General features: G+C 43.6%; 12 protein-coding genes and 2 pseudogenes. 5 read left to right on the top strand and 9 right to left on the bottom strand.

Annotated elements, in window-relative coordinates:
- Window positions 1-65 precede the first annotated feature (65 nt).
- A pseudogene (gene glmS, locus BLO31_RS21380) lies at window positions 66-1,893 on the bottom strand (glutamine--fructose-6-phosphate transaminase (isomerizing)).
- A gap of 68 nt (window positions 1,894-1,961) precedes the next feature.
- Window positions 1,962-2,723, bottom strand: coding sequence for a DeoR/GlpR family DNA-binding transcription regulator (locus tag BLO31_RS21375; RefSeq protein ID WP_070971710.1), 762 nt, complete (start codon window positions 2,721-2,723; stop codon window positions 1,962-1,964).
- Window positions 2,724-3,153: 430 nt separating this feature from the next.
- On the opposite strand from BLO31_RS21375, the gene pykF reads away from it, so the two are divergent.
- On the top strand, window positions 3,154-4,566 hold the full coding sequence (gene pykF / locus BLO31_RS21370) for a pyruvate kinase PykF (protein ID WP_070971708.1): 1,413 nt from the start codon (window positions 3,154-3,156) through the stop codon (window positions 4,564-4,566).
- Between the two features lie 157 nt (window positions 4,567-4,723).
- The gene (locus tag BLO31_RS21365; RefSeq protein ID WP_070971706.1) at window positions 4,724-5,380 is read left to right on the top strand and encodes a GntR family transcriptional regulator; all 657 of its coding nucleotides are present in this window, start codon (window positions 4,724-4,726) and stop codon (window positions 5,378-5,380) included.
- Here the strand turns inward: BLO31_RS21365 and BLO31_RS21360 are convergent.
- The 3 genes from BLO31_RS21360 to BLO31_RS21350 all read right to left on the bottom strand — a co-directional run bounded on the left by BLO31_RS21360 (window position 5,377) and on the right by BLO31_RS21350 (window position 9,083).
- Window positions 5,377-7,260, bottom strand: coding sequence for a sensor domain-containing diguanylate cyclase (locus BLO31_RS21360; protein ID WP_070971704.1), 1,884 nt, complete (start codon window positions 7,258-7,260; stop codon window positions 5,377-5,379). The two genes, BLO31_RS21365 and BLO31_RS21360, sit on opposite strands and share 4 nt — an antisense overlap.
- Before the next feature lie 126 nt (window positions 7,261-7,386).
- Window positions 7,387-8,082, bottom strand: coding sequence for an oxidative stress defense protein (locus BLO31_RS21355; RefSeq protein WP_070971701.1), 696 nt, complete (start codon window positions 8,080-8,082; stop codon window positions 7,387-7,389).
- Between the two features lie 104 nt (window positions 8,083-8,186).
- Window positions 8,187-9,083: a LysR family transcriptional regulator ArgP gene (locus tag BLO31_RS21350; protein WP_070971699.1), complete on the bottom strand. Its 897-nt coding sequence runs from the start codon at window positions 9,081-9,083 to the stop codon at window positions 8,187-8,189.
- Window positions 9,084-9,207: 124 nt separating this feature from the next.
- Here BLO31_RS21350 and BLO31_RS21345 point away from each other — a divergent pair, with 124 nt between their 5' ends.
- Both BLO31_RS21345 and BLO31_RS21340 read left to right on the top strand, forming a co-directional pair.
- On the top strand, window positions 9,208-9,825 hold the full coding sequence (locus BLO31_RS21345) for a LysE/ArgO family amino acid transporter (protein WP_425425321.1): 618 nt from the start codon (window positions 9,208-9,210) through the stop codon (window positions 9,823-9,825).
- Window positions 9,822-10,310: a YbaK/EbsC family protein gene (locus BLO31_RS21340; RefSeq protein WP_070971693.1), complete on the top strand. Its 489-nt coding sequence runs from the start codon at window positions 9,822-9,824 to the stop codon at window positions 10,308-10,310. The genes BLO31_RS21345 and BLO31_RS21340 overlap by 4 nt, the downstream gene beginning before the upstream one ends.
- Window positions 10,311-10,356: 46 nt before the next feature.
- Here the strand turns inward: BLO31_RS21340 and mscS are convergent, their stop codons facing one another.
- The 4 genes and pseudogenes from mscS to epd all read right to left on the bottom strand — a co-directional run bounded on the left by mscS (window position 10,357) and on the right by epd (window position 15,092).
- Window positions 10,357-11,220 carry a small-conductance mechanosensitive channel MscS gene (gene mscS / locus BLO31_RS21335; RefSeq protein WP_070971713.1) on the bottom strand — a complete coding sequence of 288 codons (864 nt, stop codon included), beginning with the start codon at window positions 11,218-11,220 and terminating at the stop codon, window positions 10,357-10,359.
- A 308-nt stretch (window positions 11,221-11,528) separates the two neighbouring features.
- The gene (gene fbaA / locus BLO31_RS21330; protein ID WP_070971691.1) at window positions 11,529-12,605 is read right to left on the bottom strand and encodes a class II fructose-bisphosphate aldolase; all 1,077 of its coding nucleotides are present in this window, start codon (window positions 12,603-12,605) and stop codon (window positions 11,529-11,531) included.
- 154 nt (window positions 12,606-12,759) lie between these two features.
- Window positions 12,760-13,920, bottom strand: a complete 1,161-nt coding sequence (locus BLO31_RS21325; RefSeq protein WP_070971688.1) for a phosphoglycerate kinase — start codon at window positions 13,918-13,920, stop codon at window positions 12,760-12,762.
- Window positions 13,921-14,049: 129 nt separating this feature from the next.
- Window positions 14,050-15,092: pseudogene (epd, locus tag BLO31_RS21320) on the bottom strand (erythrose-4-phosphate dehydrogenase).
- Between the two features lie 193 nt (window positions 15,093-15,285).
- Between epd and BLO31_RS21315 the strand changes: the two are divergent.
- Window positions 15,286-15,522, top strand: coding sequence for a hypothetical protein (locus tag BLO31_RS21315; RefSeq protein WP_070971684.1), 237 nt, complete (start codon window positions 15,286-15,288; stop codon window positions 15,520-15,522).
- Window positions 15,523-15,583 lie beyond the last annotated feature (61 nt).

Raw genomic sequence — 15,583 nt, 5'->3', positions numbered from 1 at the left:
ATTGAAACCCAAAAAGCCTGCTGTAAATAGCAGGCTTTTAATTTCAGTTTTCCAGAGCTCAGCTTTTACTCCACCGTCACACTTTTGGCTAGGTTTCTCGGTTGATCGACGTCTGTACCCTTTATCAAAGCAACATAATAAGAGAGCAACTGTAATGGCAAGGTGTAGACGATTGGTGCAATAAAATCTTCGCAATGGGGAACGTTTAAAACCGTCATCGTCTCATCACTTTCAAATGCTGCATTCGCATCGGCAAATACGTACATCAAACCACCGCGAGCTCGTACTTCTTCGACGTTAGACTTTAATTTTTCCAACAGCTCGTTGTTTGGCGCGACCACTATCACTGGCATCTCCGCATCAATCAGGCAAGAGGGCCGTGTTTGAGTTCACCAGCTGCATAAGCTTCGGCGTGAATGTATGAAATTTCTTTTAACTTTAACGCACCTTCCATGGCGATCGCCGATTGTTCCCCTCTGCCTAAAAACAGAGAGTGATTTTTATCGGCAAAGTCTTCGGCTAAAGCTTCGATAGATTCTGCCATAGACAGCGTTTGCTCTAACTTGGCCGGCAGTGTTTGCAGTGCTGTAACTAGATTTCGCTCATCTTCAATTGATAGTGCTTTATTGCGACCAATCGCCCCTGCCAGCATAAGCAAAGCGGTTAATTGCACCGTAAAAGCTTTTGTCGAGCTACCCCAATTTCAGCGCCGGCTTTCATCATATAAGCCATATCAGACTCACGAACCAAAGATGAACCTGGGACATTACAGATGGTGAGACTCGCCATGTACCCCATCTCTTTTGCTAATCTAAGAGCGGCCAAAGTATCCGCTGTTTCACCGGATTGAGAAATAGTGACCAGTAATGAATCTTCAAATACATGGGATTTTCGATATCTAAACTCAGAGGCGATTTCCACGTTACATGAAACACCAGCCCACTCTTCGAGCCAGTAACGTGCCACTAGACCAGCGTGATAGCTGGTTCCGCAAGCGATAATTTGTACGTGCTTTACTTGTTGTAACAACGCTTCTGCATTCTCACCAAATACCGATGAAATCACTTTGCCATTTTCTACGCGCCCTTCAAGTGTTCGCTGTATCGCCATTGGTTGTTCGTAGATTTCTTTTAGCATGTAGTGGCGATATTCACCCTTATCACCAGCATCATGAGACACTTCCGCTTCTTTGATGTCTCGCTCAACTTGATTGCCGTCGGCATCAAGTACAATCACTTCTCGACGAGTAATTTCTGCGACATCACCTTCTTCAAGATACATAAATCGACGCGTGACGTTGAGAAGGGCAAGTTGATCTGAGGCGAGGAAGTTTTCTCCTACCCCAAAGCCAATAACAATTGGGCTACCAGAGCGGGCAACGACAATACGGGTTGGATCTTTCCTATCGAACACGACCGTCCCATAAGCACCTTCTAGTTGTTTAGCTGTTTTTTGCAATGCCTCTATCAAGGATTCTGAGCTGCGAAGTTCCCACTCAACTAAATGGGCGATCACTTCAGTATCGGTTTGAGATTCAAACACATAGCCACGCTCTTGAAGAAGGGCTCTCAGCGCTTCGTGATTTTCAATGATTCCGTTGTGAACGACAGAGATATCACCAGATTGATGTGGATGAGCATTAACTTGTGAAGGCTCCCCATGGGTTGCCCAACGAGTGTGAGCAATGCCTGTACCTCCAGCGACATGGGCTTCTTCTACCGCTTCCGCTAGTTCCTGTACTTTCCCCAAACGTCGAATACGACTTAAATTTGATTCTGAGTCAACAATCGCTACCCCGGCAGAATCGTAACCGCGATACTCCAATCGGCGTAGACCTTCTACTAGAATCTCTGCAACGTCACGCTGAGCGACAGCTCCAACTATTCCACACATAGATTTTCTCCAAATATGTTATCCCAGAACGGCAGCAAGCAAAGGCCGAAAAAATCTGAGTTTGCAAGTTATGCGCAAATCACTTTAATACCGTGTTGTTCGATTTGCTGTTTTAAGTCTGGTTGTACGTCTTTATTCGTCACTAACACATCGATGGCATCCCAGCTTAACTCTAGGTTAGGGATCTTTCTTCCGATCTTATCCGATTCAATCATGACGATGACTTCGCGGGAGACGTCTGCCATTACCTTGCTCAATCCGACCAGTTCATTAAACGTTGTTGTCCCTCGGTCGAGATCAACTCCATCGGCCCCCACAAACATCTGATCAAAATCATAAGATCTCAAAACGGTCTCTGCCACTTTGCCCTGAAAAGATTCAGAATGAGCGTCCCATGTTCCGCCTGTCATTAACAAAGTCGGTTCGTTTTCCAATTCATTAAGTGTATTGGCAACATTTAGCGAATTGGTCATGACTACTAAACCCTGTTTTCCGTTAAGTTGCTCGATTAATGCAGCTGTTGTACTACCACTGTCTACAACGATACGGTTGTGATCTCGGATCAATTTCGCCGCAGATTCTGCAAGCTCTCTCTTACGAATCGAAACTTTGTCATGCATTTCATCATTAACAACTTCTTTCGGTAGCGCAATGGCTCCACCATAACGTCTCAGAAGTTGACCATTTTTTTCTAAAGAAGCAAGATCCTTTCTAATCGTTACCTCTGAGGTTTCAAATCGACTTGAAAGCTCCTCTACACTCACTTCGCCTAGTTCATTAACTAAGTTGGAAATTGTATGTCTTCTTAGCTGAGTGTTTCGTTTCGACATTTTTAAGACCACTTTAAGTTTCGTTGTGAAATTTATTATAGTCAAATCGAAACTTTTTCGTCTATTTATTTCGATACAAAAAATTAATATTTAGCGATAAAACCTTGTCCTAAGACAATTCTTAAGCAGTGATATTGAAATCATTCGGTGGTAGAATTCGTCCCCGAAAAGAAAAAAAATTACAGAATTGACCGTTAATTATTAATAAAGAATGCCCTTATTCGCGGCTTTGTCACAATTTTCGCGAATAATAGACTGAGATATTGGTCATAAAATGACTAAACTTGGTGAAAGACTTTCAGTTTTGAAGTCACTGAACAGACGCACTTTTATTCAGCTAAGCAGGCACAAAATGCAGCTGAACAAGTGAAGACTTCAATGAGATACACAACTTTCAAATTGTAACTATATTGACCGGAGAGAATCTTCCATGAAAAAGACCAAAATCGTATGTACGATTGGCCCTAAAACTGAATCTGTAGAAAAACTGACTGAGCTAGTTGGTGCAGGCATGAACGTAATGCGCCTTAACTTCTCTCACGGTGACTACGTTGAGCACGGCACTCGTATCGCGAACTTCCGTAAGGTAATGGAAGAAACTGGTAAGCAACTGGCTATTCTTCTGGATACTAAAGGTCCTGAAATCCGCACAATCAAACTTGAAAACGGCGACGATGTAGATCTTGTTGCTGGTCAAGAGTTCACTTTCACTACTGACACATCTGTTGTCGGTAACAAAGACGTTGTAGCTGTCACTTACGCTGGCTTTGCAAACGATCTTTCTGAAGGCAACACTATCCTAGTTGACGATGGTCTTATCGAAATGGAAGTGCTTGCAACAACAGCAACTGAAGTTAAGTGTAAAGTTCTTAACAACGGTGCACTAGGCGAAAACAAAGGTGTTAACCTACCTGGCGTTTCTGTAAACCTTCCTGCACTTTCTGAGAAAGACAAAAACGACCTTAAATTTGGTTGTGAGCAAGGCGTTGACTTTGTAGCTGCTTCTTTCATCCGTAAAGCATCTGACGTTAAAGAAATTCGTGAAATCCTAGACGCAAACGGCGGATCTGACATCCACATCATCTCTAAGATCGAAAACCAAGAAGGTGTTGATAACTTCGACGAGATCCTTGAGCTATCTGATGGCATCATGGTTGCTCGTGGTGACCTAGGTGTTGAAATCCCAGCAGAAGAAGTTATCTTTGCTCAGAAAATGATGATTGAGAAGTGTAACCGCGCTCGTAAGATGGTTATCACTGCAACTCAAATGCTTGATTCTATGATCCAAAACCCACGTCCAACTCGTGCAGAAGCGGGTGACGTTGCGAACGCTATCATGGATGGTACTGACGCAGTTATGCTTTCTGGCGAAACGGCGAAAGGTAAGTACCCAGTTGAAGCAGTAACTATCATGGCTCAAATCGCGAACCGTACTGATAGCGCTCTAAAAGCTGAACTAGGTTCTCGTCTAGACAGCCCACGTCTACGTATCACTGAAGCGGTATGTAAAGGTGCAGTAGACACTGCAGAGAAGCTAGCCGCTCCTCTTATCATCGTAGCGACTGAAGGTGGTAAATCTGCGCGTTCTGTACGTAAATACTTCCCAACAGCTAGCATCATCGCACTGACAACTAACCAGAAAACAGCTGCACAGCTTGTTCTTACTAAAGGTGTTCGTCCAGTACTTGTTGAATCTATCGAAAGCACTGACGCATTCTACAAGAACGGTAAAGAGTACGCTCTTGAATCTGGTTTTGGTAACAAAGGCGATATCGTTGTGATGGTATCTGGTGCTCTAGTTGCTTCTGGCACTACAAACACTGCATCTGTGCACGTACTGTAATTCAGTTTACGTACCGGCAAAATCATGATATTGAAAAGGGGGCTTTATGCCCTCTTTTTTTATCTATTACTTGTGTCAATAAACAGAATTGAATACCATATAACAGAACAGCATTCGCTAAAATGAGTTTAATCACTTTTTCACTGAGGAATATGTCGTGTCCAGCCCTACTTTGACTGGCAAAGTCGCTAATCTTATCCGTCGGGATATTTTAATGGGTGAGCTTAAACCCGGGCAGAAACTGGTCGTCTCTGATTTAAAAGATCGATACCAGTTAGGAGCTTCTCCAATTCGTGAAGCTTTGGTTCAACTTTCATGGAATCAATACGTTGAATTAGCCCCTCAGAAAGGATGCTGGGTAACCGAACTCACCAATGATCATCTCAATGATCTTTTTAACAGTGCCTATATTGTTGCAGGCACGCTGCTCCCGCAAGCTGCAGAGTCAGCGAATGAGGAGTGGGAATTGGAGCTGCTGACCAGCTACCACAAACTCGCTCGCATACAGTGTGGTCACTCTCAGCAGTGGCAAGAGATGGAAGAAAAACACTACCAGTTTATTCTTGCACTCAACAACGCGGCAAAAAATACCAGCATGAAACGATTTTTCGATGAACTGCTCAATCAGATCCGCCGTTATTACTACGCGTGTGGCAAACAGGATTCGGCTTGTTTTCCAATTGATATTCACAAATGCGAGCAAATTATGAAGTTGGTCCTCGCGCGGAAAATTGAGTTCGCAAAAGATGAGTTTATTGCCTACCTAAAACAGATCCACCGCGACTTTTTGGGATGCAATGCGAGGTTAGTTTAAGCAACTTCGTCTGTACTGCGGCAAAGAGAGATTTGATTTCGCCCTAATGTCTTGGCTTCATAAAGGGCGATATCTGCACATTTGTAACATCGAGTGCTGTCTGGGGTTAGATCGGTAAATCCGGCACTGATGGTCACCGACAGATCGCTTTCTATTTCAACGGCAATTCTCAATCGATTTAACGCGAGATCGGCTTCGCCAATACTGGTGTTTGGCATAATGATGGCAAACTCTTCCCCACCAATACGCGCTATAAAGTCGGTTTCTCGCAGGGTCTTTGTCATGATCTGACCCACGCGGTGGATCACCCTATCACCTTCGTCGTGACCTTTTTCATCGTTTATTCGCTTAAAGTGGTCGATGTCGAGTATGGCTAAACAGATGTTTCCCGAATAAGGGTATCGCTCCACCAGTTTGGAAAACTTGCGAAGCTCTTCTTCAAACTTGCGGCGATTCCAAAGCTGTGTGAGATCGTCCCGCTCGCTTAGAACTCTTAAGCGCTCTTCTAGCTCCTTGCGGTCAGTAATATCAACCAATGAAGTAATGTAGTAACTTACCTTTCCGCTACTAGACATCACGCTTTGGACCCGCATAATCGCTGTCACGTGATGAGAGCCGCGAGTTATAATATCAACTTCACCTTCCCATAGGTGCTCTTTTGAGAGGTGCTCAAAGATCTCCACCAACTTATCCAGTTGCCCTTCGCCCAGTAGCATTTTTATCGCATTGCGAGAGCTGGTTTGGCGGTGGTTGTATTCGGTAAGTTTCGTAAACTCATCGTTTACCATAACCGTGCGGTGCAATCGGTCAGAAATCATCACCGCCGACATACCGCTGAGCGCAGCTCTGGCCAATTGACTCTCGATACTGCGACGTCGGTAATAAAATACCGCACTGGTAATAGGCAAGACAAACACCAGCCCTAATAACAATACTAACGTTGCTTGCTGATAGAGATCTTGAAAGTCTCTTTCCGCTCTCTGTAAAACCTCTTCTTTACTGAGTGAAATCACCATTTTTAGTCGCTGCTCTGGCGATATCAGCATACGGTTAAACACGACTAAGTGATCAGCTTCTATCAAGTACCCCGACTTTTTGTCTTTCATCATTTTCCAAGCCAATGGAAAACGGCTCGACATATTGTGCTCTTGTCGTTGCTCAATCATATGACCGAACAATTTGCTCGTATCCGAGCTGGCAAGATAAAAACCATTTTCACTCACCACTTCAGGTATAAAATCTTCATCTGGTGAGTAATTTAATCTTGACGACAAATACCATACATCGACATTAAGCACGAGATAACCAAATCTTTTCCCATCAACCTCAACCGGGGTTAATAAACGCAGTGCTGGTTTATAAGGTAAAATTGGCGTTCTATCGCGCTTTTCTAGATCTATACCCCATGATCCTATTTGCTCTTTTTTTAACGTCTGGGCATAGCGGAAGTATTCGCGTTGGTATTTATTGCCATAATCAAATTCTGGCTTTGCCGCTTTCTCTGCACGCTCGTAGAGCACTCTTATTTTTTCATCGCCATTGAGATCAATAAAACGGATTTGGCTATACCATTTTTGATTAACCGCCATGGAGGACCAGATTTCTTCTACGATGGCGCGATTCTCAATTGATGGCTGTTTTACGTAATCAAATAAACTATGACCATGGGATAAAAGTCCAATCACTGACGCAAACTGACGAGATAAATTGAGATATTCCCGCTCGCTGTAGGTCAATTGGTGAAGAGCTTGATGAGCTGTATTGTCGATAGCTTGAGTAATAAGCGCCTGACGTTTATGAAGATAGTAAGCGCAAACTATCGATGCTAGTGCTACTGTCACTGCGATAAGGTTGATGAAGATGTTATTGCGCTTAAACATTCAGAAATAGGCCTCTTATTAAGGCCGATGATTATAACATCTCAAAAATTGGACAAAAGGGGTAATAAAAACAAGAATGATATACGGTTGCCCCGAAGTAATCGGGGCATTGATTTTCAATTGGAATTAATTGGTAAGTTTGTATATCACATGGACTTGATCGCGGATCACTAAGCTTGAGTCTTGGTAACCACTCGATTCTAATTTTGCATCCATAGCCATAGAGCGCATCATCACGGGTTGCGCGCTCGATGCGTCATAATCGATTCTCCAAACACCATCTAACTGCTTGTCAAAACCCTTGGCTAGAGCTTCCGCTTTTTGCTTAGCATCGGCGATCGCAGCTGTTCTCGCTTTTTCTTTAAACCCTTTTTGGTCACTCACCAAAAGCTGGATATTGTCGACTTGGTTAATTCCGTGCTCTAACGCGACATCCAAATAGGTATTGAGGTCAGGTAAGTCATGGACGGTTACCGTGATATTGCGACTTGCACGATACCCCACCAGCTCGGATTTGCCGTTTTTTGGGTAGTGGTACTGCGGTGCTAAATATAGGTTGGAGCTGAGAATATCTTCTCTTGCAACACCGGCATTGTTCAGCTTAGTCAAAAAGTCGCTGACCACTTTATCTACCGCTTGCTTGGCCTGCTCGGCCGTAAGCGTTGTTTCTACCACACGGACTGAAAATTTTGCCATATCTGGTTTGGCAGTAACTTCACCAAAACCGGTAGTCACTATGTGCGGAAATTCTGGCTGCGCAGCAAACGTGCTAAAGCTACTGACGCACGCCGTAGCTAACAATAGTGTCGATAGTTTTTTCATCATATTGCCCTATTTTATGCACTCAAACACTCATCCTAGTGCAACTCTGTTTTAAATTCACTTGTCCGGACCGGATCTGACCAAGATTTAACGATTAGACTCATTCATTGAGGTAAGGTTCGTCTCGCGTGGCTTAAAATCGCTTCCGTAATCTCCTTCATCACATCACTTTCTAGTTCCCAATGGTGCCAGTACATACAATGAGTGACTTTTTTATTGGGCAAGCAATCTACCAGCAAACCACTTGCCAACTCATTTTCAATTTGAACCCGCGGGATCAAACAGTAGATCACCCCTGATAAAGCTGCCTGCACAAAAGCTTCAGAGCTTGCAATTTGGTGATTGAGGGTTTCACCAATATCTAAGTCAAACTCTTGTTTTAAGAACTCTCTGTGCAGAGGATCTTTATGGTCAAACGATAAACAGGGTGCTTTTTGCAAGCTGCTTTTGTCTACTCCCTTTGGAAAATATCGCTCGACAAACTCTGGGCTGGCAACACAGAGGTAATCCATCTTGCCTAAGTATTGTGCATTACAACCTGCGATAGCCTTGCTCTCCAAACTAATCGCCGCTGCGACTTCGCCACTTTTCAGCTTATCTATGGTTCGGTCTTCGCTGTCCACTTTCATTTTCAGCTCAACACGATGGGATTTTAAAATGGAATCTAGGGCAGGCAGTAACCACGTAGCTAGGCTATCTGCATTTGAAGCAATTGACAGCGGTATTGGTCGTTCACTGAGCTCACCACCAAGTTCTGGCAATAACTCTTGTTCTAGGATGCTAACTCTTTGCCCAAGCCCTAGTAATTTAGTCCCAATGTATGTCGGCTTTGGAGGCTGTTCCCTGATTAATACGGGCTGTGCGACAAACTTTTCTAACTGCTTTATCCTTTGTGATACCGCTGATTGTGAGATAAACAAGTGAGCCGCCGCTTGCTCAAAACTACCATTGTCAACGACAGCAGCTAAGGCATCTATCCAGCGATAATCTAATCCACGCATATCAAACCCACATAAGCACTACTAATAATATATAAGAATCATTAAATATACTTATTCGCTTTTTACCAGTATTTTCTATCCAAAGTTTGAAATATAAGGAGAAAATAAAGTGAGTTCAGTCATCATGGCACAAGGGTTTGTACTGGGAGCGAGTATGATAATTCCCATAGGCGCTCAAAACGCCTATGTGTTAAATCAAGGGATAAAGCGCAATCATCATTTAACAACCGCCACTTTGTGTAGCTTTCTTGACGTCTTTTTTATTTCTATCGGTATTTTCGGGGGTGGCGCCCTTTTCACACAAAACCAAACCCTGCTCACTGTGGTGACGTTAGGCGGTATCGCGTTTCTTTCTTTTTATGGCATCCTCTCTTTAAGAAGTGCATTCCAAAGTGCTAGCGACTCAAGCCAATCTGAGTCCACTCAGTTGCGAGGAAGAAAGGCGGTGATCGCTGGTGCTCTCGCAGTGACAGTACTCAATCCACATTTATACCTAGATACGGTGGTTATTTTAGGTTCTATTGGCGGTCAATTTGAGGGCTCGGAGCGTTGGTCATTTGCTCTAGGTACAATGCTGGCTTCATTTGTTTGGTTCTATGCCTTGTCGATTGGTGCAGCTAAACTCGGTCCAGTTTTATCTCGACCTGCGGTTAAAAAATCGATCGACATTGTTGTTGCCATAATTATGTTTATCATCGCAGCTATGCTTACCAAGGAGCTGCTTAGCAGAGGCTTACTATGACGGATAGCAGGTTGCTCAGTATCTATAGAGATACCTTAGGTATGTTGTCCCAACTCAGCATCGACTACCAACTTTGGCAACATGAAGAAATCTTGGATTTTGAGACGGATCTTCTAGTGGCAAAACGTTTGGGGTGGCAAGGGGTACACACCAAAAGCCTATTTCTCAAGCTTAAAGGTGGTGGATACGCTATCTATCTCACAGACATGGACTCTCGCTTAGACAGCAAGTTACTCAAAAACACCTTAGGAACAAAAGTATCGATTTGTAGCAACGAAGAGATGATTGGAAAATTAGGATGCGTACCGGGGGCGGTGTGCCCTTTTGCGACAGCTCGTGAAGTCATCACGGTTGTCAATCATCAGTTGTTTGACAAAAAACAACTGCTTTTTACACCCGGAGTTCCTACCGAAACCGTCGGTTTTTCAGGTGAAAGCTTAGAGAAACTGCTGAAATCCATGCCTAATCAGCTAATTGTGATCTAAAAAAAGCGAGGTTTTCACCTCGCTTTTTCACATTTTCTATCAGACCTTAATCCACTTTGTTTAAGTGAACATCCATCTGTGGAAACGGAATTTCGATACCGTTTGCATCCAGCGCTTCTTTAATTGCTTGCTGGGAGTCAAAGAATACATCCCAGTAATCGGAAGTGCGACACCACGGACGAACAACAAAGTTTACTGACGAGTCAGCCAACGCCAAAACACCTATCTGAATATCTGGATTTTTAAGTATGCGCTCATCTTTTTCCAATGTTTCGCGAAGGATCTGTTTAGTTTTCTGTAAGTCCGCCCCGTAAGAGACACCAATCACTAGGTCAACTCGACGCGTATCGTGACGAGAGTAGTTAGTTATTGGTCCACCGATCACTGACGCGTTTGGTACCACAACCATCTTGTTATCTGGTGTAGTCAGAACTGTTTGGAATATCTGAATAGAGTCTACAGAACCCGCTACACCGCCGATTTCAACATAATCACCGGATTTAAATGGTCGGAAGGCAACAATCAATACACCCGCGGCAAAGTTAGACAGCGAGCCTTGAAGCGCTAAGCCTACCGCTAAACCCGCGGCACCAATAACAGCAACAACAGATGCTGTCTGTACACCAATGCGGCTTAGAGCGGCAATCAATACAATGATAAATAGAGTGTAGCGAACAATGGCATGAATAAACTCTACTACCGCTTTATCCAGCTTCTTTTTATTGAGAACTTTCGATACGCTGTTTGCAATGCCTTTAACGATCAAGTTACCAATAAATAGAATCAGAATAGCTGAGATTATATTCACACCATACTGAATGAGAAGATCGGAATTATTAGTCAACCAAGTTTCCGCTTTTGAAATACCTTCGATGATCGGAGCTTCTAGCTCAATCGATTCCCCTGCCATATTTTTACCCTCAGAATAGAAATAGTCTCTTATTAATATTGCTGCAATATCCAATGCATAATGGCTATCTTCACCATGCACCGATAATACGTATGCCATTTTTTTGGCACGATATAACAATTTTGACAGTTTGCAAAGTAAAGATTCTGCAAGGTTTGTCAAAACAATTTGTTACTCCATTGTGCACCTTTGTTACAGGTTAAGCGACTTGCTTACAAAGCCCTAACCACAGATTCCACTATTTCTTGTACGCAAAGCACAAAAAAGCCCGCATTAAGCGGGCTTTTTAACAAGAGCGAACTCTTATCTTATAGTACGTCGATTGCGTTTAGGTCAGCAAATGCTTGCTCAAGACGCTTAACCATAGAAACCTGACCAGCACGTAGCCATACGCGTGGATCGTAGTATTTCTTGTTTGGTGCATCTTCACCAGTTGGGTTACCGATTTGACCTTGTAGGTAATCGAAGTTGTCAGCAGAGTAAGCACGTACACCATCCCAAGTTGCCCACTGAGTATCAGTATCGATGTTCATTTTGATAACGCCGTAACCGATAGACTCACGGATTTCTTCTAGAGAAGAACCTGAACCACCGTGGAACACGAAGTTTAGAGCGTTAGGTGCGATACCGAACTTCTCTGCACAGTGTGCTTGAGAATCACGTAGGATAGTTGGAGTTAGTACAACGTTACCTGGCTTGTATACGCCGTGTACGTTACCGAAAGATGCTGCGATAGTGAAACGGTGGCTGATAGCGTTTAGTTTCTCGTATGCGTAAGCAACGTCTTCTGGAGAAGTGTATAGCTCAGAAGCGTCCATATCAGTGTTATCAACACCGTCTTCTTCACCACCAGTACAACCTAGTTCGATTTCTAGAGTCATGTTCATCTTAGCCATACGCTCTAGGTATTTAGCTGAGATTTCGATGTTTTCTTCTAGAGACTCTTCAGAAAGGTCGATCATGTGAGAAGAGAATAGAGGCTTACCAGTTTGAGCGAAGAACTCTTCACCAGCGTCTAGAAGGCCGTCGATCCAAGGTAGAAGTTTCTTAGCAGCGTGGTCAGTGTGAAGAATAACTGGAACACCGTAAGCTTCTGCAACAGCGTGAACGTACTTAGCACCTGCAACACCACCTAGGATTTGTAGCTCTTGACCTTCAAGTTTTAGACCTTTACCAGCGAAGAAAGCTGCACCGCCGTTAGAGAATTGAATCACTACAGGCGCTTTTACTTTAGCTGCTGCTTCAAGTACTGCGTTTACAGAGTCAGTACCTACACAGTTAACCGCTGGAAGTGCGAAGTTGTTTTCTTTAGCAACTTCAAATACTTTTTGAACGTCATCACCAGCGATAACACCTGGTTTTACGAAGTCAAAGATCTTAGACATGGATGTAATCCTATTTATCTGTCGTTTTAAAAATAAAACTAGTTAAGTTTAAATTCTTGCAAACGTTTGCTCACAACTGGAGGCATTCTAACAGAGAAGCCTACGGTGTGCAGCAAACAAGAAAGCGGGAGAACAATCCCCCGCTTTCAACTAATTATTTAGCGCGCTCTTCTAGCATTGCTACTGCTGGTAGAACTTTACCTTCTACAAACTCAAGGAAAGCACCGCCGCCGGTAGAAATGTAAGATACGTCAGCTTTGATACCGAACTTGTCGATTGCCGCTAGCGTGTCGCCGCCACCTGCTACAGAGAAGCCTGCAGATTCTGCGATTGCTTTAGAGATACCAGCTGTACCCGCTTCAAAGTTCTTGAATTCGAATACGCCTACAGGACCATTCCAAAGGATAGTTTTAGCTTTGCCGATGATTTCTGCTAGCGCCGCTGTTGAATCAGGACCTAGGTCGAAGATCATGTCGTCGTCAGCCACTTCTGAAACTGGCTTGATTTCAGCTTCTGCGTTTTCGTCGAATGCTTTTGCACAAGCAACATCAGTTGCAACTGGGATAGAACACTCTTTCATCAGCTTTTGAGCCGTTTCAACTAGGTCAGCTTCGTATAGAGACTTACCTACGTTGTGACCGTCTGCCGCAATAAATGTGTTAGCAATACCACCACCAACAACAAGTTGGTCAGCGACTTTAGATAGAGACTCAAGAACCGTCAGTTTAGTAGAAACTTTTGAACCACCAACGATAGCAACTAGAGGGCGCTCTGGGTTGTCCATTGCTTTGCCTAGCGCTTCAAGTTCAGCAGCCAATAGAGGACCTGCACATGCGATTGGAGCATTCATACCAACACCGTGAGTAGAGGCTTGTGCACGGTGAGCCGTACCAAATGCGTCCATTACGAAGATGTCACATAGTGCAGCGTACTTCTTAGATAGCTCTTCTTCGTTTTTCTTCTCGCCTTTGTTAAAGCGAACGTTTTCAAGGACAACAAGCTCACCAGTGTTAAGCTCTAGGCCGTTTAGGTAATCTTTCGCTAATTTAACGTCGCAATCTAGAGCGTCGTTTAGGTAGTTTACTACTGGTTGTAGAGAGAACTCTTCTGCGTATTCACCTTCAGTAGGACGACCCAAGTGAGAAGTAACCATTACTTTAGCGCCAGCTTCTAGGCAGTGCTTGATAGTAGGTAGAGATGCAAGAATACGAGCATCAGAAGTTACTTTGCCATCTTTTACTGGCACGTTTAGGTCAGCACGGATAAAGACGCGTTTGCCTGCTAGTTCCAGGTCAGTCATCTTGATTACAGACATGGTTTGTCCTCTCAAATAATAAATAAAGTGTCTAAATAGCCCAGCAACCCTGCTAAGCCTGATGATTCTTAAAACTGCTAAGTGATATGGTGTTTAATTAGATTTATTTCAAGTTCTAAATTAAACATTTCACACCGCATCCGACTGTGTTTCAGATGCTTTCATGGCCAATGCTGTATCCAGCATGCGGTTTGCAAATCCCCACTCGTTATCACACCAGACCAGCATTTTGACCAGATGCCCGTTACTGACTCGGGTCTGGGAACCATCAACAATGGCGCTGTGTGGGTCGTGATTAAAGTCGATTGAAACCAAAGGCGCTTCAGTATAGTCAACAATGCCATGTAATGTACACTGAGATGCGTTAACAATGGTTTGATTTACGTCATTAACTTTCACATTTGTATTAATTGTGACACTTAAATCCATTGCAGTGACGTTTACTGTGGGCACTCTCACCGAAATTGCTTCAAATTTGTTAGAAAATTTCGGGAAAATCCTTTCGATTCCTTTGTGTAACTTGGTGTCGACAGGAATGATAGATTGACTGGCAGAACGCGTTCTTCTTAGGTCGGAATGATACGCGTCAATCACTTGTTGATCATTCATCGAAGAGTGAATGGTTGTGATGGTACCCGAGTCGATACCAAAGGCATCATCTAGGGCTTTAATAATAGGGACGATACAGTTTGTAGTACATGACCCGTTGGACACAACTCGGTGGCTCGATTTTAAGGTCTCGTCATTGACGCCATAAATAATGGTGTTATCTAAATCTGAAGCCCCGGGGTGGGAGAACAACACCTTGTTAGCGCCTGCCGCGATATGTGCCTGTCCGTCGCTTGACTGCCGAATACCCCGGTGCAATCTAAAACGATGTCCACTTCAAGATCGCGCCAAGGCAGCAGCTCGATTTCTGCTAAGTGCAAGATCCGTATTGAGTCGTACTCACCACTTTCATGGTGGACATAAATATGCTCTTGATCATTGGTTATTTTTTTTCCAAATCGACCATGGCTGGTGTCATACTGCAACAGATGGGCCATTGCATCAGGTTGAGCTAGCTCATTGATCGCAACCACCTTGATGTCTAAATGCTTACCGCTTTCATAAATCGCTCTAAGCACATTACGACCGATACGTCCAAATCCATTGATCGCAACTTTTAGCATGATTCCTTCGCCTTACCTTTTCTTCGTGTTACATCCGATACTAACTTATCCGCGATTCAAGCGCATCTTTAGCGTGATTCGACTCGCGTCAGACGACCCGTTAAATTGAATTTATGCATGGTTTATGCGTTTATAGCTTGTGAGAACTCTATGGCTGTTTCTACTCTAGTTTTGCCAACCATGGGGATAATATATGTCTGGATTTCCAGCTTCTCACTACTGTAATAAATGTCATTCGGATACTCCGCACTCGGAAGTACTGGTAACCAAACCAAGCAGTTATGATACTGACACCAGTATCTTGGGGCGTGTTAAACTGTTTGCCCATACTTTTATCAATGGCGGTCATTACTACAATATGGACAGGTATGTAACCTGTAAAATATGTGGCAACCGACAGCTCGATAACAAGGGTGACGAGTTCGAATAAGCATTAAAAAGCCTCGCTATTGCGAGGCTTTTGTCTATTTACCGTGAAATTAGTCCAGTAG

The organism is Vibrio sonorensis (assembly GCF_001854765.1).
GTDB classification, from domain to species: domain Bacteria; phylum Pseudomonadota; class Gammaproteobacteria; order Enterobacterales; family Vibrionaceae; genus Vibrio; species Vibrio sonorensis.
This window is presented reverse-complemented; position numbering and strand designations above follow the sequence as displayed.

Bases quoted from the DNA above. Each gene is read 5' to 3' on its own strand.
- BLO31_RS21375 (WP_070971710.1), bottom strand. From the start codon at position 2,723: ATGTCGAAACGAAACACTCAGCTAAGAAGACATACAATTTCCAACTTA.
- pykF (WP_070971708.1), top strand. From the start codon at position 3,154: ATGAAAAAGACCAAAATCGTATGTACGATTGGCCCTAAAACTGAATCT.
- BLO31_RS21360 (WP_070971704.1), bottom strand. From the start codon at position 7,260: ATGTTTAAGCGCAATAACATCTTCATCAACCTTATCGCAGTGACAGTA.
- BLO31_RS21355 (WP_070971701.1), bottom strand. From the start codon at position 8,082: ATGAAAAAACTATCGACACTATTGTTAGCTACGGCGTGCGTCAGTAGC.
- BLO31_RS21350 (WP_070971699.1), bottom strand. From the start codon at position 9,083: ATGCGTGGATTAGATTATCGCTGGATAGATGCCTTAGCTGCTGTCGTT.
- BLO31_RS21345 (WP_425425321.1), top strand. From the start codon at position 9,208: ATGGCACAAGGGTTTGTACTGGGAGCGAGTATGATAATTCCCATAGGC.
- BLO31_RS21340 (WP_070971693.1), top strand. From the start codon at position 9,822: ATGACGGATAGCAGGTTGCTCAGTATCTATAGAGATACCTTAGGTATG.
- mscS (WP_070971713.1), bottom strand. From the start codon at position 11,220: ATGGCAGGGGAATCGATTGAGCTAGAAGCTCCGATCATCGAAGGTATT.
- fbaA (WP_070971691.1), bottom strand. From the start codon at position 12,605: ATGTCTAAGATCTTTGACTTCGTAAAACCAGGTGTTATCGCTGGTGAT.
- BLO31_RS21325 (WP_070971688.1), bottom strand. From the start codon at position 13,920: ATGTCTGTAATCAAGATGACTGACCTGGAACTAGCAGGCAAACGCGTC.
- BLO31_RS21315 (WP_070971684.1), top strand. From the start codon at position 15,286: ATGTCTGGATTTCCAGCTTCTCACTACTGTAATAAATGTCATTCGGAT.